The organism is Pseudomonas sp. B21-051 (genome assembly GCF_024748795.1).
GTDB lineage: Bacteria > Pseudomonadota > Gammaproteobacteria > Pseudomonadales > Pseudomonadaceae > Aquipseudomonas > Aquipseudomonas putida_A.
This window is the reverse complement of sequence record NZ_CP087166.1, coordinates 1,114,521-1,136,402: the sequence shown is the minus strand read 5'-3', so window position 1 is coordinate 1,136,402 and position 21,882 is coordinate 1,114,521. Positions and strand designations below refer to the sequence as shown.

Below are 21,882 nucleotides of genomic sequence, written 5' to 3'. Positions count from 1 at the left end.
AGTGTTTTGTCCGCGAAGCCTGCGTGGCAGTTTTTACGACTGCTGCGCAGCCGAGCGGGAGCAAGCTCCCTCGCCACAGAGTTCGCGATCACATTTAGATCTCCACCCGGCCCGCCCCGCTCGCCCTCGGCCCCATGCCCCGCTATACTTCCCGGCTTTTCCTGAATAAATGCCAATAGGGTCCCGCCGCGCATGGATAAGACCTACCAGCCGCACGCCATTGAAACTTCCTGGTACAACACCTGGGAGTCCGAGAACTATTTCGCACCGCAAGGCGCGGGCGATTCCTACACCATCATGATCCCGCCGCCGAACGTCACCGGCAGCCTGCACATGGGTCACGGTTTCAACAACGCGATCATGGACGCCCTGATCCGTTTCCGCCGCATGCAGGGTCGCAACACCCTGTGGCAGCCGGGCACCGACCACGCCGGTATCGCCACGCAGATGCTGGTGGAGCGTCAACTGGAAGCCACCGGCCAGAACCGCCACGACCTGGGCCGCGAGAAGTTCCTCGAGAAAGTCTGGGAGTGGAAGGATCAGTCCGGCGGCAACATCAGCCGCCAGATTCGTCGCCTCGGTTCGTCCGTGGACTGGAGCCGCGAGCGCTTCACCATGGACGACGGTCTCTCGGAAGCGGTTAAAGAAGCCTTCGTGCGCCTGCACGAAGACGGCCTGATCTACCGCGGCAAGCGTCTGGTCAACTGGGACACCAAGTTGCACACGGCGATTTCCGACCTCGAAGTGGAAAACCACGACGAGAAAGGTTTCCTGTGGAACCTCAAGTACCCGCTGGCTGACGGCGCGAAAACCGCTGAAGGCAACGATTTCCTGATCGTCGCGACCACCCGTCCGGAAACCATGCTCGGCGACTCCGCCGTCGCGGTTAACCCGAACGATGAGCGCTACAAAGCCCTGATCGGCAAATTCGTCGAGCTGCCACTGGTTGGCCGCCGCATCCCGATCATCGCCGACGATTACTGCGATCCAGAATTCGGCACCGGCTGCGTGAAAATCACCCCGGCCCACGATTTCAACGACTACGAAGTCGGCAAGCGCCACAACCTGCCGCTGCTGAACATCTTCGACAAGAACGCCAACGTGCTGTCCGCAGCCCAGGTGTTCAACCTCGACGGCACGCTGAACGACAGCATCGATGGCAAGATTCCGGCCGAGTACGCCGGTCTCGAGCGTTTCGAAGCGCGCAAGCAGATCGTTGCCGCGTTCGACGCCGCCGGCCTGCTGGTCAGCGTCGATGATCACAACCTGAAAGTGCCGAAAGGCGACCGCTCCGGCACCGTGATCGAGCCGTGGCTGACCGACCAGTGGTACGTGTCGACCAAACCGCTGGCCGAGCCAGCGATTGCTGCCGTTGAAGACGGCCGTATCCAGTTCGTGCCGAAACAGTACGAAAACATGTACTTCTCGTGGATGCGCGACATCCAGGACTGGTGCATCAGCCGTCAGCTGTGGTGGGGCCACCGGATTCCGGCCTGGTACGACGAGTCGGGCAAGGTCTACGTCGGTCGTGACGAAGCCGAAGTGCGGGCCAAGCACAACCTCGGCCCGGACGTTGCGCTGCAACAGGACAACGACGTGCTCGACACCTGGTTCAGCTCGGGTCTGTGGACGTTCTCCACGCTCGGCTGGCCGGAAAAGACCGAGTTCCTGAAGAAATTCCACTCCACCGACGTGCTGGTCACCGGTTTCGACATCATTTTCTTCTGGGTCGCCCGGATGATCATGCTGACGATGCACCTGATCAAGAACGAGGACGGCACTCCGCAGGTGCCGTTCAAGACCGTTTACGTGCACGGCCTGGTGCGCGATGGCCAGGGCCAGAAGATGTCCAAGTCCAAGGGCAACGTCCTGGACCCGCTGGACATCATCGACGGTATCGAGCTGGAAGCACTGGTGCAGAAACGCACCTCCGGCATGATGCAGCCGAAACTGGCGAAGAAGATCGAGAAACAGACCCGCGACGAGTTCGCCGACGGCATCGCCAGCTACGGCACCGACGCCCTGCGCTTCACCTTCTGCTCGCTGGCGTCCACCGGTCGCGACATCAAGTTCGACATGGGCCGCGTCGAAGGCTATCGCAACTTCTGCAACAAGATCTGGAACGCCGCGCGTTATGTTCTGGACAAGGGTGAAGACTGCGGCCAGAACGGCGAAGCCTACGAGCTGTCGCTGGCGGATCGCTGGATCATCTCGCAACTGCAGCGCACCGAAGCCGAAGTGACCCGTCAACTGGATCAGTTCCGTTTCGACCTCGCCGCGCAAGCGCTGTACGAGTTCATCTGGAACCAGTACTGCGACTGGTACCTGGAACTGTCCAAGCCAGTGCTGTGGGACGAAAACGCGCCGGTCGAGCGTCAGCGCGGCACCCGTCGCACGCTGGTGCGCGTGCTGGAAGTGGCGCTGCGTCTGGCGCACCCGTTCATGCCGTTCATCACTGAAGAAATCTGGCAGCGCATCGCGCCGCTGGCCGGCATTCAGGGCAAGACGATCATGCTGCAGCCTTGGCCTGTGGCCAACGAGGAGCGCATCGATCCGGCCGCCGAAGACGACATCGAGTGGCTCAAGGGCCTGATGCTCGGTACGCGTAACATCCGTGGCGAAATGAACATCGGCCCGGGCAAACCGCTACCGATCTACTTGAAGAACGTCAGCGCTGAAGATCAGCGTCGTCTGACTGAAAACGAAGCGCTGCTGAAGAAGCTGGCGCGTCTGGAATCGATCACCGTACTCGCCGCCAGCGAAGAAGCACCACTGTCCGCCACCGCGCTGGTTGGCGAGATGGAAGTGCTGGTGCCGATGGCCGGCCTGATCGACAAGGGCGCCGAGCTGGCACGTCTGGACAAGGAAATCCTGCGTCTGCAGGGCGAAGTCCAGCGGGTTGGCGGCAAGTTGTCCAACGCCGGTTTCGTCGACAAGGCCCCGGCCGAAGTCATCGAGAAGGAACGCGCCAAACTGGCCGAGGCTGAACAGGCCTTGGGCAAACTGGCCGAGCAGCACGCGCGGATTTCCAGCCTGTAAGGGCAAGCCGCAATGAAAAAGGGAGGCCAAGTGGCCTCCCTTTTTCATTCCAGAACACCAATCCCCTGTAGGAGCTGCCGCAGGCTGCGATCTTTTGACTTTGATTTTTTAAAAACAAGATCAAAAGATCGCAGCCTGCGGCAGCTCCTACAGGTAATGGGAAACACAGGACAATGGGGTTCACAGCGGCTGGATGTGGGACAATACCCGCCACTTTCAGCCATACCCGAATCGATCACACCCATGAACGCCCCCCGCACCCCCAAACCTGCGCGCAAGAAGCCTGATGCCGCGACCCCGGCCAAAGCCGTCGAGCCGCGTGAAAAGGCCAGCCTGCACCCGCGCAATCGCCACCAGGGTCGCTACGACTTTCCGGCACTGATCAAGACCACGCCGGAACTGGCGAAATTCGTGATCACCAACCCGTACGGCAAGGAAAGCATCGACTTCGCCAGCCCCGACGCGGTGCGCGTGTTCAACCGGGCGCTGCTCAAGGCGTTCTATGGCATCGAGCATTGGGACATCCCGGCGGACTATCTGTGCCCACCGGTCCCGGGCCGTGCCGATTACGTGCATTTCCTCGCCGACCTGCTGGCCAGCATGAACGACGGCAAGGTCCCGCGCGGTGCGATCGTCAACGTGCTGGACATCGGCATGGGCGCCAACTGCGTTTATCCGCTGATCGGCAACAGCGAATACCGCTGGCACTTCCTCGGTTCGGAAATCGATCCGACCGCCGTGGCTGCCGCCCGAGCCATCGTCCAGTCCAACGGGCTGAACAAGGTGATCCAGCTGCGCCAGCAGGAAAACCGCAAGCACATCCTGATCGGCTTGCTGGAGCCGGGCGAGCGCTTCGACCTGACCATGTGCAACCCGCCGTTCCACGCTTCGATGGAAGAGGCGACCAAGGGCAGCGAGCGCAAATGGCGCGCACTGGGCAAGGCCGATCCAAAACGCAAACTGCCGGTGCTGAACTTCGGTGGTCAGTCTGCCGAGCTGTGGTGTGAAGGCGGAGAAGCGCGTTTCGTGACCCAACTGATCGCCGAGAGCGCGAACTTCCAGCACAAGGTGCTGTGGTTCAGCACCCTGGTGTCGAAAGCCTCAAACCTGCCCGCCATCGAAACCGCCCTAAAAAAGGCCGGCGTGCTGGAAAGCCAGGTGGTGGAGATGTCGCAAGGGCAGAAACAGAGCCGCTTTGTGGCATGGACCTTTCAGACCAAGTCCGAACAGCAGATCTGGCGTCGCGAGCGCTGGGTCCGTTAACACACTGCTGATCATATGTGGGAGCGAGCCTGCTCGCGAAAGCGGTAGGTCGGTCAATATTGAAGGTGACTGATCCAACGCTTTCGCGAGCAGGCTCGCTCCCACAATGATTCAGGGCCAATTGCCAAATCGCAGGCACAAAAAAACCGTGCCCGGATCGCTCCGGTGCACGGTTTTTTATCACTGCGTCTTACTTGTTCACAGCGTCGGTCAGGCCTTTGGCCACAACCAGCTTGATCACTTTCTTGGCAGGGATTTCGATGGCAGCGCCAGTCGAAGGGTTACGGCCAGTGCGGGCAGGACGCTCGGTCACTTTCAGCTTGCCGATACCTGGCAAGGTGATTTCGCCGCCATTTTCCAGCTGATCAGCAACGATTTGGCCCAGTTGGTCCAGTGCGTTACGCGCGGTGGTTTTCGGCGCGTCGATAGCTTCAGCGATGTCGGCGATCAGTTGGTCTTTAGTAAGAGCCATGTAGTGTTCCTTCCCTATCAAATTCATATGGATTGCAGAGTGCAGTGTCAGCCATCGAGCCCGATCTTCTGGATCTGGCACCCTCGGCGATAACCACGACGAGTCGGGTTATAGATGCCGAAATCAGGGTTTGGTTCGACCTGACAAATGCTGATTGCACGCTTAACGCAGTGACTTCGCGTAAGACCGGGCAAAACTAGCACAGAGACGGGGAAATATCCGCCTCTAGCTACCCATTTGGTCAGCTTTATTGCTCTAAATTGGTAAAAAACTGCATAAGCACAGGCGCTTGCCCCGGATTTGCCCTTCCACCCCCTGATTACGCCGCCATGGGCCACAATTTTTTGCTGCGCCCTGTTTTTGTAGGAGCTGCCGAAGGCTGCGATCTTTTGACTTTGATTTTTCAAAAACAAGATCAAAAGATCGCAGCCTTCAGCAGCTCCTACAGAGAGCCTCGAATGGAGATTGCGGTACACTGGGCACTTTTTCGGGGGAGCCTGTCCTCCTCCCTTCCACCAGCCGAGAAGCCCATGCCGATCCGTCATTGCATCGTCCACCTGATCGACAAAAAACCCGACGGCACGCCCGCAGTTCTGCACGCCCGCGACTCCGAACTGGCTGAGTCCGCAGCCATCGAGAACATGCTCGCCGACCTCAACGAGAGCTACAACGCCAAACAGGGCAAAGCCTGGGGCCTGTTCCATCCGGAATCCGGTGCGTTCCCGTTCAGCGGCTGGCTGAAGGAATACATGGAAGGCGGCAAGGACTTCGCCGCGTTCAGCAAAGTGGCGGTCGAGCATCTGCAGAAGCTGATGGAAGAATCGAACCTGTCGGTCGGTGGCCACGTGCTGTTCGCCCACTATCAGCAAGGCATGACCGACTACCTGGCGATCGCCCTGCTGCACCACAGTGAAGGCGTAGCGGTGACCGATGAGCTGGACGTGACCCCGTCGCGTCACCTCGACCTCGGCCAGCTGCACCTGGCGGCGCGGATCAACATTTCGGAGTGGCAGAACAACAAGCAGTCCAAGCAGTACATCTCGTTCATCAAGGGCAAGAACGGCAAGAAGGTTTCGGAATACTTCCGCGACTTCATCGGTTGCCAGGAAGGCGTCGATGGCCCGGGCGAGACGCGCACGCTGCTCAAGGCCTTCAGCGACTTCGTCGAAAGCGAAGACCTGCCGGAAGACTCCGCCCGCGAGAAAACCAAGACCCTGGTCGATTACGCCAGCAGTCAAGCCAAGCTCGGCGAGCCTATGGGCCTGGAAGAGCTGTCGGAGCTGATCGACGAAGAACGGCCGAAAGCCTTCTACGACCACATCCGCAACAAGGACTACGGCCTGTCGCCGGAGATTCCGGCAGACAAACGCACCCTCAACCAGTTCCGCCGCTTCACCGGCCGCGCCGAAGGCCTGTCGATCAGCTTTGAAGCGCACCTGCTGGGTTCGAAGATCGAGTACGACGAAGAGGCCGGCACCCTGATCATCAAGGGCCTGCCAACCTCGCTCACTGACCAGCTCAAGCGCCGCAACTGATGCTCGGTAATGTGCTGAAGAAGGTTGCGCTGGTTCTGCTGGTGGTCGTGATCTATCAGAACTGGGGCAAGATCGAGCGGGTGTTCAACCCGTCGCAGATGGTCTCTGAGCAGACGCGGGCGCAGGCCCATGTCGTGCTGTATGCCACCGACTGGTGCGGCTACTGCAAACAGACCAAGCGCTTTCTCTACAGCAAGGGGATTCCTTTCAAGGAATTCGACATCGAGAAGGATGCCGAGGCGCGCAAGGCGTATGAGGCGCTGGGCGGACGCGGGATTCCGTTGATCGACGTGAATGGCACGTTGATTCGCGGATTCGACCCGGACGAGATTCTCGCTGCCCTGAAGTAACAGCAAGATCAAGATCAAGATCAAAAGATCGCAGCCTTCGGCAGCTCCTACATGAGATCGGTGTGGGAGCTGCCGCAGGCTGCGATCTTTTGCTTTTAGCGGGCTTCGATGCGGAAACCAAAGCGCGGGAAGTGCACATGCACCACGCCGCCACGCGGGTCTTCGCGACGCAGGATCAGCTCTTCGCGGCCAGCAAACAGCAACTCACCCACCACCGGATCAACCCCGTAATCTGTCGCGGCAATCGCCACCTGCTGCCCGGCCTTGAAACCGTTCGGATCGACAAACTGCTCATCCGGCAATGCCGCCGGCGTCGAACTGCGTGCGACTTCAAGCGCCTCCTCGGCAGTCATCTCACTCGCGGCACCATGACCAAAGTCCAGCACACGCCCCAGCCAGGCAGTCACGGCCGGATATTCATCGACCAACGGCGCAGTGACGTGCGTCGCCTTGAGGAACCACAGCGGATGCGCCAGGGCGAAGTCGGCAATCGACGGTTCACCGAACAGGAAGTCGCCCTGCTCGCGCTGCAACTGCTGCTCCAGGCGCGCCATGATCGTTGGCCATTGATGCTTGGCCTGTTCGGCCGACAGCCGGGTGGCGCTGCCGCCACTGAACAGCCCGGCACGGTCAGCGATAAAGGCCTTGATCGCTTCCGGCGGCAACTTGCCGAAACGCACCGCCACCGATTCTGGCTGGAACACCAGGCTGACCGCGTGCTGGAACACCACCGAATCGGCCCAAGCGGCGAAGCTGGCGCTGGTCACTTCCTGCCCTTCCGGGAAAAACGCTGGCAGGGCTTTTTCCTGCTCCAGACGACGGGCGATCAACGATGTGTCGCAATAGATGTCGGCGCCGATCTGCAATACCGGGGTCTTGCGGTAGCCACCGGTCAGCGCGGTCAGATCCGGCTTGGGCATCACCGGCGAAATGTGCACCGAGCGCCACGACAAGCCTTTGAAGCCCAACAGCAGACGAGCCTTTTCGGCAAATGGAGAGGTCGGGTAATGATGCAGAATCAACTCGGACATGCTCGGCTCCGCCGCACAGAAAGTGAGTCCGCAGCTTAGCGTGCATTTGATTAGCAGCCTACAGATCTGCCTGATGGGAACCGATCAGTCAGATTGATAAGACGCGACCAGGCATTCCTTGGCGCTCTTGCGCAGCTTTTTGATCAAGCGCTCCTGGCGCAACGCGTCGCTCTTGTCGCGGCAACGCTCGGTGTAGACCAGCGCCATCGCCGGGCTGGACAGGAAGAAGCGTGCACCCTTGCCGCTTTGATGCTTGGCGAAGCGGCGCACCGGGTCGTCGCTGATCCCGCAGTACAGCGAGCCATTGGCCGCGCGTACGAGGTAGACGAACCAGGACTTGCTCGCTGGCTCGACGACTTCAACCGGTTTTTCGCTGAGGCTGGTCACTTCGGGATCTGGACGTGTAGGAAACAGGCCGCGATCTTATCAGCGACCGGCCTGAAATGCCTTCAGACCTTTCAGCGCCTGCGCCCGGACCGCGTTGCGCACCAGTGGTGTCCAGCCCAGCAGCAGGCCTTTGAAACCCAAGGCCTGACGCGACCAGCGCCACAGGTCGAAGTGGTCGTGGTGCTCGCAGATCTTGCCGTCACGAAAGACGAAGCGCGCCTGTATATCGTTGATCACCACGTTGCCGGTCTGGCTGAACAGGTAAGTCGCCACCCAGTGCGCACCGCCACTGCGTTCGTCGGCGCGGACATTGTCGAAAGTCAGGGAGAAGTCCTTGGCGCGGGTGGTGAGCATGCGCCACATGTCGCCGGCATCGCGCCCGCGCAGTTCACCGAAGGCCGGATCGCTGAACACCACATCGTCGGTGTAGCACGCGGCCATGGCCTCGGCGTCGAGGCGCTGGAAGGCCTGGTAGAAGCGGGTGATCAGGGCGGCGTGGGCTTCGCTCATGGGCAAACTCCGGGAAATGGACAGATTGCCAGCACGATAAGCTGCAAATCGCAGAAACACTATCGGCATTCGCGCACCGAATACCCGGAGCACACAAATCCTGTAGGAGCTGCGGCACGCTGCGATCTTTTGATCTTCAAGACCGTCAAGATCAACATCAAAAGATCGCAGCGTGCCGCAGCTCCTACAGGTGTCAGATTTTTTCGCTTTGCACTTGCACGTACAGCGCCCGGCCGGCACCAAGGCCAGCAATGATCGCGCCGGTGCCAATGATGCCGAAGATCCAGCCCACGGCATTCCAGCCGCCGGTCCAGTCATGCACCACGCCGACCGCGAACGGTCCCATCGACGCCAGGGTGTAGCCGAAGCCCTGGGACATGCTCGACAGGTTCGCCGCCACATGCGAATCCCGCGAGCGCAGCACGATCAGGGTCAGCGCCAGGCTGAACGTACCGCCCTGCCCCAGACCCAGCAGAATCGCCCAGCCCCACAGCCCTTCAATCGGCGCATACAGGCAACCGAACAGACCACCGAGGGTCAGCGCCATCACCACCACGATCGCCAGGCGCTGATCCTTGCCCCGGGTCGCCAGCCACGGCGCAGCGAGAGAGCTGGCGAGCTGGATGATCACCGAGCCGGACAGCACCAGGCCGGCCTGAGTCGGAGTCAGGCCGCGACCGATCAGGATCGACGGCAACCAGCCGAACACGATGTACGCCAGCGACGATTGCAGGCCCATGTAAAAGGTCACCTGCCAGGCCAGCGGATCGCGCAGCAGACCTTTCACCCGATAGGCGACATTGTGCGCGCCGTGTTTCTGCCCGACTTGCGGCAGCCAGAACAGCGCCGCCACCAGCGCCGGGATCACCCAGAAGCCCAAGCCCAGCGCCCAACTGTGGTCGAAGTGTTCGCTCAACGGCACGGTGGAACCCGCGGCCATTGCCGCGCCCAGGCACAGGGCCATGGTGTACACGCCGGTCATGGTTCCGGCGTGTTTGGCGAAGTCGCGTTTGACGATGCCCGGCAGCAGCACGCCGATAATGCCGATGCTCGCACCGCCAAGCACGCTACCTGCAAACAGCCCGATCTCACCGAAGTTGCTGCGCACAATGATCCCGGCGGCCAGGGTCAGCAGAATCCCCAGCACCACCCGCTCAGCGCCGAAACGCCGCGCCAGAATCGGCGCCAGCGGCGCGAACAAGCCCAGGCACAACACCGGCAACGTGGTCAGCAAACCGGCCTGCGCCGCAGACAGGCCAAGGCTTTTCGACACTTCGCTGAGCAGCGGCGCCATGCTCGACAGCGCCGGGCGCAGGTTCAGCGCCACCAGAATCAGCCCCAGCAGCAACAGCCACGGCCGGCGCACCAGCGGATGGCTTTGCTGTACTTGTTCGTCGTCAGCCTCGGCGTCGATCAGCAGCTCTTCGAGCTCCGCCGTGCGCTTGGGGATTGGGAGGTTTTTATCGCTTTCAAGGTTCATTGATCAACTGCCTCGATATGGCTTTGGCCCGTTCCGGGTCGCGTTGTTCGACGGCATCGAGCAACTCGATGTGCAGGTCGAACACTTCCTGACGGCGCGGGACGATGTTCAGCGTCTGGCGCAATTGCGCGCCGACGATACTGGAGAAATAGCGATACAACTCGCTGAGGGTGGGGTTGTGCGCGGCGTCCACCAGACGGCGGTGGAACACCAGATCGCAGGCAATGTAAGTGTCGAGATCGCCGTGGTAGTGGCTGCCGCTGGTGCCGAGCGCTTCGCGCAGCGCGAGCAGGTCTTCATCGGTGCGACGCAGCGCGGCCAAGCCAATGGCCTCGACTTCGAGAATGTGCCGGGTCTCGCGCGCCTGCTCCAGCGAACAGCGGGACAACGCCTTGAGCGTGTCCATCGGATCGACCACTGCGCGCAAATAACTGCCGTCGCCCTGACGGATTTCGATCAACCCGGAAAACGCCAGCACGCGCATGGCTTCGCGCACGGTGTTGCGGCTGATGCCCAGATCGGCGCACAGCTCAGGCTCGGTCGGCAGCCGTTCGCCGACCTGCCACACGCCATCGGTTATGCGCTGGCGCAACTGATCCAGGGCCTGATCGACCAGGGATCGCTTGATCAAAGGTGAGATGTCTGTCATGAAATTCGCCCTTTCATCCAATCATAGGATGAATTTCCTGACATCTTAGTCAGCTGGTCCGGTTCATACAACCCCGTGTAGGAGCTGCCGCAGGCTGCGATCTTTTGATCTCGTTCTTACAATCAAAGGCAAAAGATCGCAGCCTTCGGCAGCTCCTACACAGGTAAAGACGTGAATCGCGGGCAAAAGAAAACCCGGCGCAGGGCCGGGTTTGTTTTACGCATCAGCCTGAAATCAATGCAGAATCTGGCTCAAGAACAACTTGGTACGGTCATTCTGCGGGTTGTCAAAGAAGTCGTTCGGCGCCGCCTGTTCGACGATTTCGCCCTTGTCCATGAAGATCACACGGTTGGCCACGGTGCGGGCGAAGCCCATTTCGTGGGTCACGCAGAGCATGGTCATGCCGTCCTCGGCGAGACCGATCATGGTGTCCAGCACCTCTTTCACCATCTCCGGGTCGAGTGCCGAAGTCGGTTCGTCGAACAGCATGATTTTCGGTTTCATGCACAGCGCGCGTGCAATCGCCACACGCTGTTGCTGACCGCCGGACAGTTGCCCCGGGAATTTATGCGCCTGCTCCGGAATGCGTACGCGCTCCAGGTAATGCATGGCGATTTCCTCGGCCTTGCGCTTGGGCATCTTGCGCACCCACATCGGCGCCAGCGTGCAGTTCTGCAGGATGGTCAGGTGCGGGAACAGGTTGAAGTGCTGGAACACCATGCCGACTTCGCGGCGGATCGCTTCGATCTGCTTGAGGTCGTTGGTCAGCTCCACGCCGTCGACAACGATGCGGCCCTGCTGGTGTTCTTCCAGACGGTTGAGGCAGCGGATGGTGGTCGACTTGCCGGAGCCCGAGGGGCCGCACAGGACAATACGCTCGCCCTGTTTGACGTTGAGGTTGATGTCTTTCAGCACGTGGAACTGGCCGTACCACTTGTTCACGCCCTGCATCTGAATAATGCCTTCAGGGCCGACAGGCTTTTTGATTGCTTCGCTCATTTACAGAGAACTCCTAACGCTTGTGGCCAGTGTCGAGCTTGCGTTCCAGATGCATGGAATAGCGCGACATACCAAAACAGAAAATCCAGAACACCAGGGCGGCGAACACGTAGCCTTCGGTGGCCATGCCCAGCCATTTCGGGTCGGCAGCGGCTTGCTTGACGCTGTTGAGCAGGTCAAACAGGCCGATGATGATCACCAGGCTGGTGTCCTTGAACAGCGCAATGAAGGTGTTGACGATGCCCGGAATCACCAGCTTCAGGGCTTGCGGCAGAATCACCAGGCCCATGGCGCGCCAGTAACCGAGGCCCATCGCCGCAGCCGCTTCGTACTGACCTTTGGGGATCGCTTGCAGACCGCCGCGCACCACTTCGGCGACGTAGGCCGACTGGAACAGGATCACCCCGATCAACGCCCGCAGCAGCTTGTCGAAGTTCATGCCTTCGGGCAGGAACAGCGGCAGCATTACCGAGGACATGAACAGCACCGTGATCAACGGCACGCCGCGCCAGAACTCGATGAAGGTCACGCAGACCACACGAATCGCCGGCATGTTCGAGCGCCGGCCCAGCGCCAGAATGATCCCCAGCGGCAAGGCGCCGGCGATACCCACGGTGGCGATGACCAGGGTCAGCATCAGACCGCCCCACTGGCTGGTCGCCACGGCGTCTAGGCCGAACACGCCACCGTGCAGCAGGCACCAGGCGACAATCGGGTAGATCACCAGGAAGCTCAGACCGTACACCGCTTTACGCGGGAAGCGCGAGATGAACAGCGGCGCCACACCGATCACCGCCAGCCACACGGTCAGGTCGACGCGCCAGCGCAGGCCGGTCGGGTAGTAGCCGTACATGAACTGGCCGAAACGCTGCTGAATGAACACCCAGCAGGCGCCGTCCTTAGTGCAGTCGGCGCGGGTGGTGCCGACCCAGTTGGCATCGAGAATCGCCCAGCTGAGGATCGGTGGTACCACCAGGTAGATCAGATAGAACGCAAACAGGGTCAGCAGGGTATTGAGCCAGCTGGAGAACATGTTCGCGCGTATCCATGCCATCGGGCCGAAGACCTTGGCCGGCGGTGGCATGTCGGGTTTGAAAGTATGGGTCGTCATGCGCGTTTCCTCACCGCTCGATCAGCGCAATGCGCTTGTTGTACCAGTTCATCAGCAGGGAAATGCTGATACTGATCGCCAGGTACACGCTCATGGTGATGGCAATGACTTCGATCGCCTGACCGGTCTGGTTGAGCACGGTGCCGGCGAACAGCGAAACCATTTCCGGATAACCGATACCGGCGGCCAGCGAGGAGTTTTTCGCCAGGTTCAGGTATTGGCTGGTCAGTGGCGGAATGATCACCCGCAGGGCTTGCGGAATGATCACCTTGCGCAGGGTCGGGCCGTTGCGCAGGCCGAGCGAACGCGCCGCTTCGGTCTGGCCATGGCTGACCGACTTGATCCCGGAACGGACGATTTCCGCGATAAACGCTGCGGTGTACACGGTCAGGGCGAGGGTCAGCGCCAGCAGTTCCGGGATCAACACCCAGCCGCCGACGAAGTTGAAACCCTTGAGTTGCGGCATTTCCCAGTGCAGGGGGGCACCGAAGATCAGCGCGCACAAGGTCGGGATCACCAGCAGGATCGCCAGGCCGGTCCAGAACTTGTGGAACGGGACGCCGGTGTCTTCGAAACGCTTGTTGGCCCAGCGGCACATCAGCACGATGGCGACGATGGCCAGCACCACGCTGATGAAGAACGCCCAGAAGCCGTCAGCCATTTGCGCGGCCGGCATGTTCAGGCCACGGCTGCTGACGAAGAAGGTGTCGCCGAAGTTGTGGCTGTTGCGCGGTCCCGGCATGGTCAGGAATACCGCGAAGTACCAGAACAGGATCTGCAGCAGCGGCGGAATGTTGCGGAACACTTCCACATACACGGTCGCCAGTTTGCTGATGATCCAGTTCGGCGACAGCCGCGCCACACCGATGATGAAGCCCAGCAGGGTCGCCAGGATCACACCGATGAAGGTCACCAACAGGGTGTTGAGCAGGCCGATCACGAACACCCGAGCGTAACTGTCCGCTTCGGTGTAGGAGATCAGGTGCTGAGCGATGCCGAACCCGGCACTGCGCTCCAGAAAGCTGAAACCGGAAGTGATGCCCCGGTGTTGCAGGTTGGTCTGGGTGTTGTCAAACAGATACCAGCCCATGGCGACCACCGCCACGACGGTGATGATCTGAAACAGCCACGCACGCACTCGCGGATCGCTGAGGCTGAGCCTCTGCTTTGGTGCGCCGATTGAATTTTGCATGAAGTGCCCCGGAAGAAATGGAACAGAACATCACCCGGCGGTTGGCCCGCCGGGTGATAGAACCATTAGCGCACTGGTGGTGCGTACTGAATGCCGCCGTTCGTCCACAGCGCGTTCAGGCCACGGTCGATTTCCAGCGGAGTGCTCTTGCCGAGGTTTTTCTCGAAGATTTCACCGTAGTTACCGACCTGCGAAACGATTTTCACAACCCAGTCCTTCGGCAGTTTCAGGTCCTTGCCGTATTCACCGTCAGCACCCAGCAGACGGGCGACGTCCGGGTTCTTGGTGGATTTGGCTTCTTCCAACACGTTTTTCGACGTCACGCCGGCTTCTTCAGTGTTCAGCAGCGCGTAGCCAACCCAGCGCACGATCGCCAGCCACTCGTCGTCGCCGTTACGCACGACCGGGCCCAGTGGTTCTTTGGAGATGGTTTCCGGCAGTACCACGTAGTCTTTTGGCGAAGCCAGTTTGCTGCGCTGTGCGTACAGCTGCGACTTGTCGGAGGTCAGCACGTCGCAACGACCGGATTCCAGCGACTTGGCGCTTTCATCGGAGGTGTCGAAAGTGATCGGGGTGTACTTCAGGCCGTTGGCGCGGAAGTAGTCGGAGACGTTCAGTTCGGTGGTGGTACCGGCCTGGATACAGATGGTTGCACCGTCCAGTTCCTTGGCACTTTTCACGCCCAGCTTGTTGTTGGCCAGGAAACCCACGCCGTCGTAGTAAGTGATGAAACCCGGGAATTTCAGGCCCATGCCGGCGTCACGCGAGCTGGTCATGGTGGTGTTGCGCGAGAGCAGGTCGATTTCGCCGGACTGCAGCGCGGTGAAGCGCTCCTTGGCGTTCAACTGGCTGAACTTGACCTTGTTGGCGTCGCCGAATACGGCAGCGGCCACCGCGCGGCAGACGTCAGCGTCGATCCCGAGGATCTTGCCCGAAGCGTCCGGCACCGAGAAACCCGGCAGACCGTCGCTCACGCCACATTGCACGAAACCTTTCTTCTGCACGGCATCCAGGGTTGCACCCGCCTGAGCGAACCCGCTGACGCCGAGTACTGCTGCTGCAGTCACGACCGCCAGAGTGGATTTCAACATCTTCATTCAAACCTCCAGTTTTGCTCTTGTTGTGTCGGAGCTTGAGTCCAGTCGCACCCTTTTGAGGCGTTGTTGACCCGTGTTGGCTTTTTTTGGGGTCAACCGACGTAAGACCTTCGCTATGAGTCTAGTAGGAGAAAATCCACATCATGGACAACTCACTTCTCACCAATCGGCCGAACGGGCTGTAGCCCTTTCACGTTCGCTTTGCCCGTAGCGGCCATTGGCGAACATCCATCACCGGATTCTTTGCAATCCCGTCGCAAGACGTACACTGATAGTGTTACCGCAAGGCGTAGGACGCTTCGTACAGAATCCTCCATAGCAAAGCCCGTACCACACCGCTTGCTGAAGCGATTGCGCGACAGGTCAATAGCAAAACTTGTAGCCTTGCGACATCTTGTTAACGGATCGACCGGGCGCGCACGCAAATCACGCACTTATTGAGAGCGCCCGCACATTTTTGGAGCAGCCATGCACGAGCCCCTGATTCTTCAACCCCAAAAGCCCGCAGACGCCTGCGTGATCTGGCTGCACGGCCTCGGCGCGGATCGCTATGACTTCCTGCCAGTGGCTGAAGCGCTGCAGGAAAGCCTGCTGAGTACACGCTTTGTATTGCCGCAAGCGCCGACCCTGCCCGTCACCATCAATGGTGGTTACGAGATGCCGAGCTGGTACGACATAAAGGCCATGAGCCCGGCACGGTCGATTGACCGTGAGCAGTTGGAAGCGTCGGCGGATCGCATCATTGAATTGATCGAAAAGGAGCGCGCCAGCGGAATAGACGCTTCGCGGATTTTTCTCGCCGGGTTTTCCCAAGGGGGCGCCGTCGTTCTGCACACCGCTTACATAAAGTGGCAAGGTCCGTTGGGTGGCGTACTTGCCCTGTCCACCTACGCCCCGACCTTCACTGACGAGATGGAGCTTTCAGCCAGTCAGCAGCGTATTCCTGCGCTGTGCCTGCACGGCCAGTTCGACGGCGTGGTGCAGAACTCGATGGGGCGCAGTGCCTTTGAGCATTTGGTGAAGCATGGTGTCACCGTGACATGGCAGGAATACCCAATGGAGCACGAAGTGTTACCCGAGGAAATTCGCGACATCGGCGTCTGGCTGGGCGAACGCCTGCGTTGATCGTTTCAGCGCGAACGCCCCTTTGATCATCCCACTACGCCGCGCCCGTTTCTTGCATTACACTGGCCGGCGTACATTCCTTAACCAATTGATGAGATGACCGTGCTCAAAGCACTCAAGAAAATGTTCGGTAAAAGCGAGGCTGAGCAGCTCGCGCCAGTCCCCAGTGCGCCGTCGCACGCCCCCGGCCCTCGCGGCGCTGCGCCCAAGGCTGAACGTCCGGCTCCGGTAGCGACACCCCAGCCCGAGCCGCAACCTGCCATCGCCGCCGAACCGGTCCGCGCCGAAGCGCCGAAACCACCCCGGCCGCGCCGCGAACCGAAGCCCAAGGCACCGGTCATTCCCTGGAAGCTCGAAGATTTCGTCGTCGAACCCCAGGAAGGCAAAACCCGCTTTCACGATTTCAAGCTCGCTCCGGAACTGATGCACGCCATCCAGGACCTGGGCTTTCCGTACTGCACGCCGATCCAGGCGCAGGTGCTGGGTTTCACCCTCGCCGGCAAAGACGCCATCGGCCGCGCGCAGACCGGTACCGGCAAGACCGCCGCGTTCCTGATCTCGATCATCACTCAGTTGCTGCAGACGCCGCCGCCGAAAGAACGCTACATGGGTGAACCCCGTGCACTGATCATCGCGCCGACCCGTGAGCTGGTGGTGCAGATCGCCAAGGATGCTGCCGACCTGACCAAGTACACCGGCCTCAACGTGATGACGTTCGTTGGCGGCATGGACTTCGACAAGCAGCTCAAGCACCTCGAAGCGCGCCACTGCGACATCCTCGTCGCCACCCCGGGCCGTCTGCTCGACTTCAACCAGCGCGGCGACGTGCACCTGGACATGGTCGAAGTGATGGTGCTGGACGAAGCCGACCGCATGCTCGACATGGGTTTTATCCCGCAAGTGCGGCAGATCATTCGTCAGACCCCGCCGAAGTCCGAGCGTCAGACCCTGCTGTTCTCCGCGACCTTCACCGAAGACGTGATGAACCTGGCCAAGCAATGGACCACCGACCCGGCAATCGTCGAAATCGAAATCACCAACGTGGCCAACGAGAACGTCGAACAGCACATCTATGCGGTGGCCGCGGCTGACAAATACAAACTGCTCTACAACCTGGTCAACGACAACGGCTGGGAACGCGTGATCGTCTTCGCCAACCGCAAGGACGAAGTGCGCCGCATCGAAGAGCGCCTGGTGCGCGACGGCATCAACGCCGCGCAACTGTCCGGCGACGTGCCGCAGCACAAGCGCATCAAGACCCTCGAAGGCTTTCGCGAAGGCAAGATCCGCGTGCTGGTGGCCACCGATGTCGCCGGTCGCGGCATCCACATCGACGGCATCAGCCACGTGATCAACTTCACCCTGCCGGAAGTGCCGGACGACTACGTGCACCGCATCGGCCGTACCGGTCGCGCGGGCGCTGACGGCGTGTCGATCAGCTTCGCCGGCGAAGACGACTCCTACCAGTTGCCGTCGATCGAAGAGAAGCTCGGTCGCAAGATCAGCTGTGAAACACCGCCGACGCACCTGTTGCGTGCAGTGGAACGCAAGCGCCCACAGCCGCAATAAACGACCCGTAACGCAAAAAGCGCAGCCGGCAACGGACTGCGCTTTTTTTTGCCCGGCGTTTTCAACAGGTGCTTGCGATAGATAACTATAAGTCCATAATAGACAAATTAGTTTAGATCTAGATGCCGGAGCCTGACATGTCCAATACGCCTTTCGTAATCGATCAACATCAGGCCCGCGAGTTGCTGGCGCGCATCGACGTGCCGCAGATCCTGCGCAAACTGTTTCGCGACCTCGCCGCCGGCCACGCCGTGCAACCGGCGCAGCAATTGGTGGAGTTTCCGCAGGGCGCCGGCGACTTCATCAATTATCTGGGGGTGCTGGCCGAGGATGGCGTGTACGGGGTCAAGACGTCGCCGTACATCGTCCGCGAGCAAGGGCCACTGGTCACGGCGTGGACACTATTGATGTCGATGAAAACCGGCCAACCGCTATTGCTTTGCGATGCTGGCGAGCTGACCACCGCACGCACTGCAGCGACCACCGCCGTTGCAGTCGACGCCCTCGCCCCGCTGAATGCTTCGCGGCTGGCGATCATCGGCAGCGGCAAGGTTGCCCAGGCGCATCTGCATTACGTGAAAGGTCTGCGCGACTGGCAGAGCATCAGCGTGTATTCGCCGAGTCTGTCTGAAGACGCTGAAACCCGGGCGCTGCTGAAAGAGATCTACCCGGGGGTGAAGATTGCCGACAGCCGCGATGTCGCCTTCACGGACGCGGACGTGATCATGCTCTGCACCTCGTCCGCCGGCCCAGTGATCGACCCGGCGACCTTGAGCAAACCGGCGCTGATCACCTCGATCAGCACCAACGCACCACGCGCCCATGAAGTGCCGCCGCAGAGCCTGGGCGACATGCAGGTGTTCTGTGATTATCGGCTGACCACGCCAGGCTCGGCGGGTGAGATGTTGATCGCGAGAGAGCAGCATGGCTGGGACAAGTCTGCGATTGTCGGTGACCTCGCCGACCTGCTCAGCGAGAAAGTGCCGCGCCCCGGTTACGAACGTCACGTGTTTTTCCGTTCAATTGGCCTGGGCCTGGAAGACATTGCGCTGGCCAATGCGGTTTATCAATTAAATAACTGACACCACACATCCCATTGTGGGAGCGAGCCTGCTCGCGAATGCGGTCTGACATTCACCGAAGATGTCGACTGATACAGCGCTTTCGCGAGCAGGCTCGCTCCCACAGTGGAATAGTGAACGCCTTGATATTGCGTAAACACCGGAGAGATTTCATGAGCCAGGCAGATTTCATCATCATCGGCGGCGGGATTGCCGGCGCCTCCACCGGTTTCTGGCTGTCGCGCCACGCCAAAGTGATCGTGCTCGAACGTGAGTCGCACCCGGCCTACCACTCCACCGGACGTTCGGCGGCGCTGTACTCCGCTGCGTACGGAACACCGCAGGTGCGCGCGCTGACGCTGGCCAGCCGCGAGTTTTTCGACCATCCGCCGAGCGGCTTTTGCGAGCACCCATTGCTGACGCCGCGCGGCGAAATGACCGTGGACTTCAGCGGTGACGCCGCCGAGCTGAACAACCAGTACCTCAGCGCCAAAGCCACGGTGCCAGAGATGCAGTTGCTCAGCGCCGACGAAGCCTGCGCCCGTCTGCCGATCCTGCGTCGGGAAAAGGTCCACGGCGCGATCTACGACCCGACCGCCAGCGACATCGACACCGACGCCCTGCACCAGAGCTACCTGCGCGGTATCCGCCGCAACAATGGCGAGGTGCACACCGATTGCGAGGTATTGGGCCTGAAGCGCGACGCCGAGGGCCTCTGGCAGGTGCAAACCAACGGCCAGACCTTCAGCGCGCCGGTCATCATCAACGCCGCCGGCGCCTGGGCCGACCAGATCGGTGCACTGGCTGGCGCCCAAGCGCTGGGCCTGCAACCGAAACGTCGCGCGGCGTTCATTTTCGCCGGCCCCGAGGGCGTCGACATTCATCACTGGCCGATGCTGGTCAGCCTCGACGAATCGTTCTACATGAAGCCCGACGCCGGGATGTTCCTCGGCTCGCCAGCCAACGCCGATCCGGTCGAACCGCATGACGTGCAGCCGGAAGAGCTGGACATCGCCATGGGCATCTACCAGATCGAAGAGGCCACAACCCTGACCATCCGCCGCCCGACCCGCACTTGGGCCGGTTTACGCAGCTTTGTCGCCGACGGTGATCTGCTCAGCGGTTTCGATCCGCAGGTGCCGGGGCTGTTCTGGGTCGCAGCGCAGGGCGGTTACGGTATTCAGACTTCACCAGCCATGGGCCAGGCCAGCGCGGCATTGGTGCGTGGTCAGCCGTTGCCTGAGTCGTTGCAAGAGTTCGGCCTGAGCAGCGCCATGCTCTCCCCTTCACGACTGCGCTGATGGCCCCTGCGGATGACGCGCCCAACGGATTGCGGCACACTCGCAACGCCCCCGTGCACGGGGGCGCTGACGCCGCCTGGAGCTCCACAATCATGACCGCCCCCGAATTCGATCCGGCCCTGGATAACTTCCGTGCCATCGCCGACGCCATCGCCACGCTGTTCTTTCCCCACGCCGAAGTGGTGCTGCACGACCTGCGCACACAGAAGGTCGACTACATCGCCAACAACCTGTCCAAGCGCGAGATCGGCGACGATTCATCGCTTGAAGACATGCTCAGCGAGGAGATCAGTGAGCGCAACATCGGCCCGTACGAAAAGCTCAATTGGGACGGCCAGAAGATTCGCAGCCTGAGCACCGTGCTGCGCGATAGCGACGAGCGGCCGCTGGCGGTGCTGTGCATCAATCTGAATATTTCGTTGTTCGAAAATGCCAAGGCTGCGCTGGATCTGTTCCTGTCGCCGAGCAAACTGATCCCGCAGCCGGATTCACTGTTTCGCGATGACTGGCAGGAACGCATCAACACCTTCCTCCACGCGTGGCTGCGCGAGCGCCAGCTGAGCCTGAATCTGCTGACCCGCGATCACAAGCGCGAACTGGTTTTGGCCCTGCACGCCGAAGGCGCGTTCAAGGGCAAGAGCGCCTCGAACTATGTGGCCAATGTGCTGAACATGGGGCGAGCGACGGTGTACAAGCATTTGAAGGAATTGAAGGGCTAGAGATTTTCATTGGTAGTTCCGGCCTCTTCGCGAGCAAGCTCGCTCCCACAGGGATTTGTGAATGCCATAAATCCAATGTGGGAGCGAGCCTGCTCGCGAAAGCGGTAAATCAGTCGCCGTAAATGTCGGACTTGAAATACTTCTGGGAAATCTTCTGATACTCGCCACTCGCACGAATCCCGTCGATGGCCGTGTTCAACTCGCCGACCAGCTCGGTATTGCCCTTGCGCACCGCGATCCCCGCTCCCTCGCCCACGTACTTCGGATCCTTCAGCTCTGGCCCGACAAACGCGTAGCCCTTGCCGCGTGGCATCGACAGAAAGTCGTTCAGCGCGATGGTGTCGGCGAAAATCGCATCGAGCCGCCCGGCTGCCAGGTCCATGTAGATTTCTTCGTTATTGCCGTAGCGCTTGACGTTGATGCCCTTGGGCTCGAACACCTCGGTGGCATAACGATCGGTGGTGGTCGCGCGCTGCACGCCGACGGTCTTGCCCTTGAGACTGGCGTACTGGTCATCGACCGTGGCGCCTTCCTTCATCACCAGTCGCGACGACGTGAAGTAGTACTTGTGGGTGAAATCCACCGACTTCTTGCGGTCTTCGTTGATGGTCATCGACGACAAAGCCATGTCGATTTTCTTCACTTTCAACGAAGGAATCAGACCATCGAACTCACCCTCGACCCACACACACTTGACCTTCATCTGCGCGCACAGGGCGTTGCCGATGTCGTAGTCGAAACCGACGATTTCACCCTTGTCGGTTTTCGAAGCGAACGGTGGATAAGCGGCCTCGATGCCGATGCGCAGGGTTTTCTCGGCGGCAAACGAGCTGGTGCACGCCAACAGGCTCAGGGCCAGACCGGTGATCAGGGGGAGTTTCTTCATGTTCGTTCTCTCGCGGGTTGTTGTTGGTTTGGCAAGACGAAGAAGAGCAGCTGGGAGCAGGGAGCTACGAGCGGCAAGATTGACGTTTTTTTGTACTTATAAATCC

The 21,882-nt window shown here is 60.5% G+C and carries 21 protein-coding genes; 9 read left to right on the top strand and 12 right to left on the bottom strand.

Translation table 11 applies throughout. The annotated features are described in order from the left end of the window. The first annotated feature begins 192 nt into the window (after window positions 1-192). Entirely contained in the window at window positions 193-3,039 is a 2,847-nt protein-coding gene (locus tag LOY52_RS04945) for a valine--tRNA ligase (RefSeq protein WP_258678558.1), read from the top strand. A gap of 243 nt (window positions 3,040-3,282) precedes the next feature. Next, window positions 3,283-4,302 (top strand): 23S rRNA (adenine(1618)-N(6))-methyltransferase RlmF, encoded by a 1,020-nt coding sequence (gene rlmF, locus LOY52_RS04940; protein ID WP_041064757.1) that lies wholly within the window; start codon window positions 3,283-3,285, stop codon window positions 4,300-4,302. Between the two features lie 190 nt (window positions 4,303-4,492). Here rlmF and LOY52_RS04935 read toward each other — a convergent pair whose 3' ends face one another. After that, window positions 4,493-4,774, bottom strand: coding sequence for an HU family DNA-binding protein (locus LOY52_RS04935; protein ID WP_003221909.1), 282 nt, complete (start codon window positions 4,772-4,774; stop codon window positions 4,493-4,495). Window positions 4,775-4,821: 47 nt separating this feature from the next. Then, window positions 4,822-5,250 carry a hypothetical protein gene (locus tag LOY52_RS04930; protein WP_258678557.1) on the bottom strand — a complete coding sequence of 143 codons (429 nt, stop codon included), beginning with the start codon at window positions 5,248-5,250 and terminating at the stop codon, window positions 4,822-4,824. Window positions 5,251-5,304: 54 nt separating this feature from the next. On the opposite strand from LOY52_RS04930, the gene yejK reads away from it, so the two are divergent. Then, the gene (gene yejK, locus LOY52_RS04925; RefSeq protein WP_258678556.1) at window positions 5,305-6,309 is read left to right on the top strand and encodes a nucleoid-associated protein YejK; all 1,005 of its coding nucleotides are present in this window, start codon (window positions 5,305-5,307) and stop codon (window positions 6,307-6,309) included. After that, entirely contained in the window at window positions 6,309-6,659 is a 351-nt protein-coding gene (locus LOY52_RS04920; RefSeq protein WP_258678555.1) for a glutaredoxin family protein, read from the top strand. Before yejK ends, LOY52_RS04920 begins: the two co-directional genes overlap by 1 nt. 95 nt (window positions 6,660-6,754) lie before the next feature. Here LOY52_RS04920 and LOY52_RS04915 read toward each other — a convergent pair whose 3' ends face one another. From LOY52_RS04915 to LOY52_RS04875, 9 genes are all read right to left on the bottom strand, one after another. After that, window positions 6,755-7,690, bottom strand: a complete 936-nt coding sequence (locus LOY52_RS04915) for a glutathione S-transferase family protein (RefSeq protein ID WP_258678554.1) — start codon at window positions 7,688-7,690, stop codon at window positions 6,755-6,757. 84 nt (window positions 7,691-7,774) lie between these two features. Further along, window positions 7,775-8,077, bottom strand: a complete 303-nt coding sequence (locus tag LOY52_RS04910; protein WP_247267850.1) for a GIY-YIG nuclease family protein — start codon at window positions 8,075-8,077, stop codon at window positions 7,775-7,777. A 39-nt stretch (window positions 8,078-8,116) separates the two neighbouring features. Further along, window positions 8,117-8,587, bottom strand: a complete 471-nt coding sequence (locus LOY52_RS04905; RefSeq protein ID WP_003221901.1) for a nuclear transport factor 2 family protein — start codon at window positions 8,585-8,587, stop codon at window positions 8,117-8,119. Window positions 8,588-8,780: 193 nt separating this feature from the next. Beyond that, on the bottom strand, window positions 8,781-10,067 hold the full coding sequence (locus tag LOY52_RS04900; protein ID WP_258678553.1) for a CynX/NimT family MFS transporter: 1,287 nt from the start codon (window positions 10,065-10,067) through the stop codon (window positions 8,781-8,783). Continuing rightward, on the bottom strand, window positions 10,057-10,716 hold the full coding sequence (locus LOY52_RS04895; RefSeq protein ID WP_007965180.1) for a FadR/GntR family transcriptional regulator: 660 nt from the start codon (window positions 10,714-10,716) through the stop codon (window positions 10,057-10,059). The genes LOY52_RS04900 and LOY52_RS04895 overlap by 11 nt, the downstream gene beginning before the upstream one ends. 234 nt (window positions 10,717-10,950) lie before the next feature. Next, a complete protein-coding gene (locus LOY52_RS04890) occupies window positions 10,951-11,715 on the bottom strand; it encodes an amino acid ABC transporter ATP-binding protein (RefSeq protein ID WP_003221897.1) in 765 nt (254 codons plus the stop codon). 13 nt (window positions 11,716-11,728) lie between these two features. Further along, the gene (locus LOY52_RS04885) at window positions 11,729-12,826 is read right to left on the bottom strand and encodes an amino acid ABC transporter permease (protein ID WP_007965184.1); all 1,098 of its coding nucleotides are present in this window, start codon (window positions 12,824-12,826) and stop codon (window positions 11,729-11,731) included. Between the two features lie 10 nt (window positions 12,827-12,836). Further along, window positions 12,837-14,018, bottom strand: coding sequence for an amino acid ABC transporter permease (locus tag LOY52_RS04880; protein WP_027610940.1), 1,182 nt, complete (start codon window positions 14,016-14,018; stop codon window positions 12,837-12,839). A 65-nt stretch (window positions 14,019-14,083) separates the two neighbouring features. Then, complete coding sequence (locus LOY52_RS04875; protein WP_007965188.1) at window positions 14,084-15,115, bottom strand: amino acid ABC transporter substrate-binding protein; 1,032 nt, start codon at window positions 15,113-15,115, stop codon at window positions 14,084-14,086. A 468-nt stretch (window positions 15,116-15,583) separates the two neighbouring features. Here LOY52_RS04875 and LOY52_RS04870 point away from each other — a divergent pair, with 468 nt between their 5' ends. The 5 genes from LOY52_RS04870 to LOY52_RS04850 all read left to right on the top strand — a co-directional run bounded on the left by LOY52_RS04870 (window position 15,584) and on the right by LOY52_RS04850 (window position 20,890). Beyond that, window positions 15,584-16,240: an alpha/beta hydrolase gene (locus LOY52_RS04870; protein ID WP_258678552.1), complete on the top strand. Its 657-nt coding sequence runs from the start codon at window positions 15,584-15,586 to the stop codon at window positions 16,238-16,240. A gap of 96 nt (window positions 16,241-16,336) precedes the next feature. Next, entirely contained in the window at window positions 16,337-17,809 is a 1,473-nt protein-coding gene (rhlB, locus tag LOY52_RS04865) for an ATP-dependent RNA helicase RhlB (RefSeq protein WP_258678551.1), read from the top strand. 137 nt (window positions 17,810-17,946) lie between these two features. Next, window positions 17,947-18,891 carry an ornithine cyclodeaminase family protein gene (locus LOY52_RS04860; protein WP_258678550.1) on the top strand — a complete coding sequence of 315 codons (945 nt, stop codon included), beginning with the start codon at window positions 17,947-17,949 and terminating at the stop codon, window positions 18,889-18,891. 152 nt (window positions 18,892-19,043) lie between these two features. Further along, window positions 19,044-20,171 carry an FAD-binding oxidoreductase gene (locus LOY52_RS04855; protein WP_258678549.1) on the top strand — a complete coding sequence of 376 codons (1,128 nt, stop codon included), beginning with the start codon at window positions 19,044-19,046 and terminating at the stop codon, window positions 20,169-20,171. A 92-nt stretch (window positions 20,172-20,263) separates the two neighbouring features. Beyond that, complete coding sequence (locus LOY52_RS04850; protein ID WP_258678548.1) at window positions 20,264-20,890, top strand: transcriptional regulator; 627 nt, start codon at window positions 20,264-20,266, stop codon at window positions 20,888-20,890. A 109-nt stretch (window positions 20,891-20,999) separates the two neighbouring features. Here LOY52_RS04850 and LOY52_RS04845 read toward each other — a convergent pair whose 3' ends face one another. Continuing rightward, window positions 21,000-21,776, bottom strand: a complete 777-nt coding sequence (locus tag LOY52_RS04845; protein ID WP_258678547.1) for an ABC transporter substrate-binding protein — start codon at window positions 21,774-21,776, stop codon at window positions 21,000-21,002. Window positions 21,777-21,882 lie beyond the last annotated feature (106 nt).

What these genes read in the sequence shown, in the direction of transcription:
- LOY52_RS04945 (WP_258678558.1), top strand. Translation starts at nt 193, where the DNA reads ATGGATAAGACCTACCAGCCGCACGCCATTGAAACTTCCTGGTACAAC.
- rlmF (WP_041064757.1), top strand. Translation starts at nt 3,283, where the DNA reads ATGAACGCCCCCCGCACCCCCAAACCTGCGCGCAAGAAGCCTGATGCC.
- LOY52_RS04935 (WP_003221909.1), bottom strand. Translation starts at nt 4,774, where the DNA reads ATGGCTCTTACTAAAGACCAACTGATCGCCGACATCGCTGAAGCTATC.
- yejK (WP_258678556.1), top strand. Translation starts at nt 5,305, where the DNA reads ATGCCGATCCGTCATTGCATCGTCCACCTGATCGACAAAAAACCCGAC.
- LOY52_RS04920 (WP_258678555.1), top strand. Translation starts at nt 6,309, where the DNA reads ATGCTCGGTAATGTGCTGAAGAAGGTTGCGCTGGTTCTGCTGGTGGTC.
- LOY52_RS04915 (WP_258678554.1), bottom strand. Translation starts at nt 7,690, where the DNA reads ATGTCCGAGTTGATTCTGCATCATTACCCGACCTCTCCATTTGCCGAA.
- LOY52_RS04905 (WP_003221901.1), bottom strand. Translation starts at nt 8,587, where the DNA reads ATGAGCGAAGCCCACGCCGCCCTGATCACCCGCTTCTACCAGGCCTTC.
- LOY52_RS04900 (WP_258678553.1), bottom strand. Translation starts at nt 10,067, where the DNA reads ATGAACCTTGAAAGCGATAAAAACCTCCCAATCCCCAAGCGCACGGCG.
- LOY52_RS04895 (WP_007965180.1), bottom strand. Translation starts at nt 10,716, where the DNA reads ATGACAGACATCTCACCTTTGATCAAGCGATCCCTGGTCGATCAGGCC.
- LOY52_RS04890 (WP_003221897.1), bottom strand. Translation starts at nt 11,715, where the DNA reads ATGAGCGAAGCAATCAAAAAGCCTGTCGGCCCTGAAGGCATTATTCAG.
- LOY52_RS04885 (WP_007965184.1), bottom strand. Translation starts at nt 12,826, where the DNA reads ATGACGACCCATACTTTCAAACCCGACATGCCACCGCCGGCCAAGGTC.
- LOY52_RS04880 (WP_027610940.1), bottom strand. Translation starts at nt 14,018, where the DNA reads ATGCAAAATTCAATCGGCGCACCAAAGCAGAGGCTCAGCCTCAGCGAT.
- LOY52_RS04875 (WP_007965188.1), bottom strand. Translation starts at nt 15,115, where the DNA reads ATGAAGATGTTGAAATCCACTCTGGCGGTCGTGACTGCAGCAGCAGTA.
- LOY52_RS04870 (WP_258678552.1), top strand. Translation starts at nt 15,584, where the DNA reads ATGCACGAGCCCCTGATTCTTCAACCCCAAAAGCCCGCAGACGCCTGC.
- rhlB (WP_258678551.1), top strand. Translation starts at nt 16,337, where the DNA reads ATGACCGTGCTCAAAGCACTCAAGAAAATGTTCGGTAAAAGCGAGGCT.
- LOY52_RS04860 (WP_258678550.1), top strand. Translation starts at nt 17,947, where the DNA reads ATGTCCAATACGCCTTTCGTAATCGATCAACATCAGGCCCGCGAGTTG.
- LOY52_RS04855 (WP_258678549.1), top strand. Translation starts at nt 19,044, where the DNA reads ATGAGCCAGGCAGATTTCATCATCATCGGCGGCGGGATTGCCGGCGCC.
- LOY52_RS04850 (WP_258678548.1), top strand. Translation starts at nt 20,264, where the DNA reads ATGACCGCCCCCGAATTCGATCCGGCCCTGGATAACTTCCGTGCCATC.
- LOY52_RS04845 (WP_258678547.1), bottom strand. Translation starts at nt 21,776, where the DNA reads ATGAAGAAACTCCCCCTGATCACCGGTCTGGCCCTGAGCCTGTTGGCG.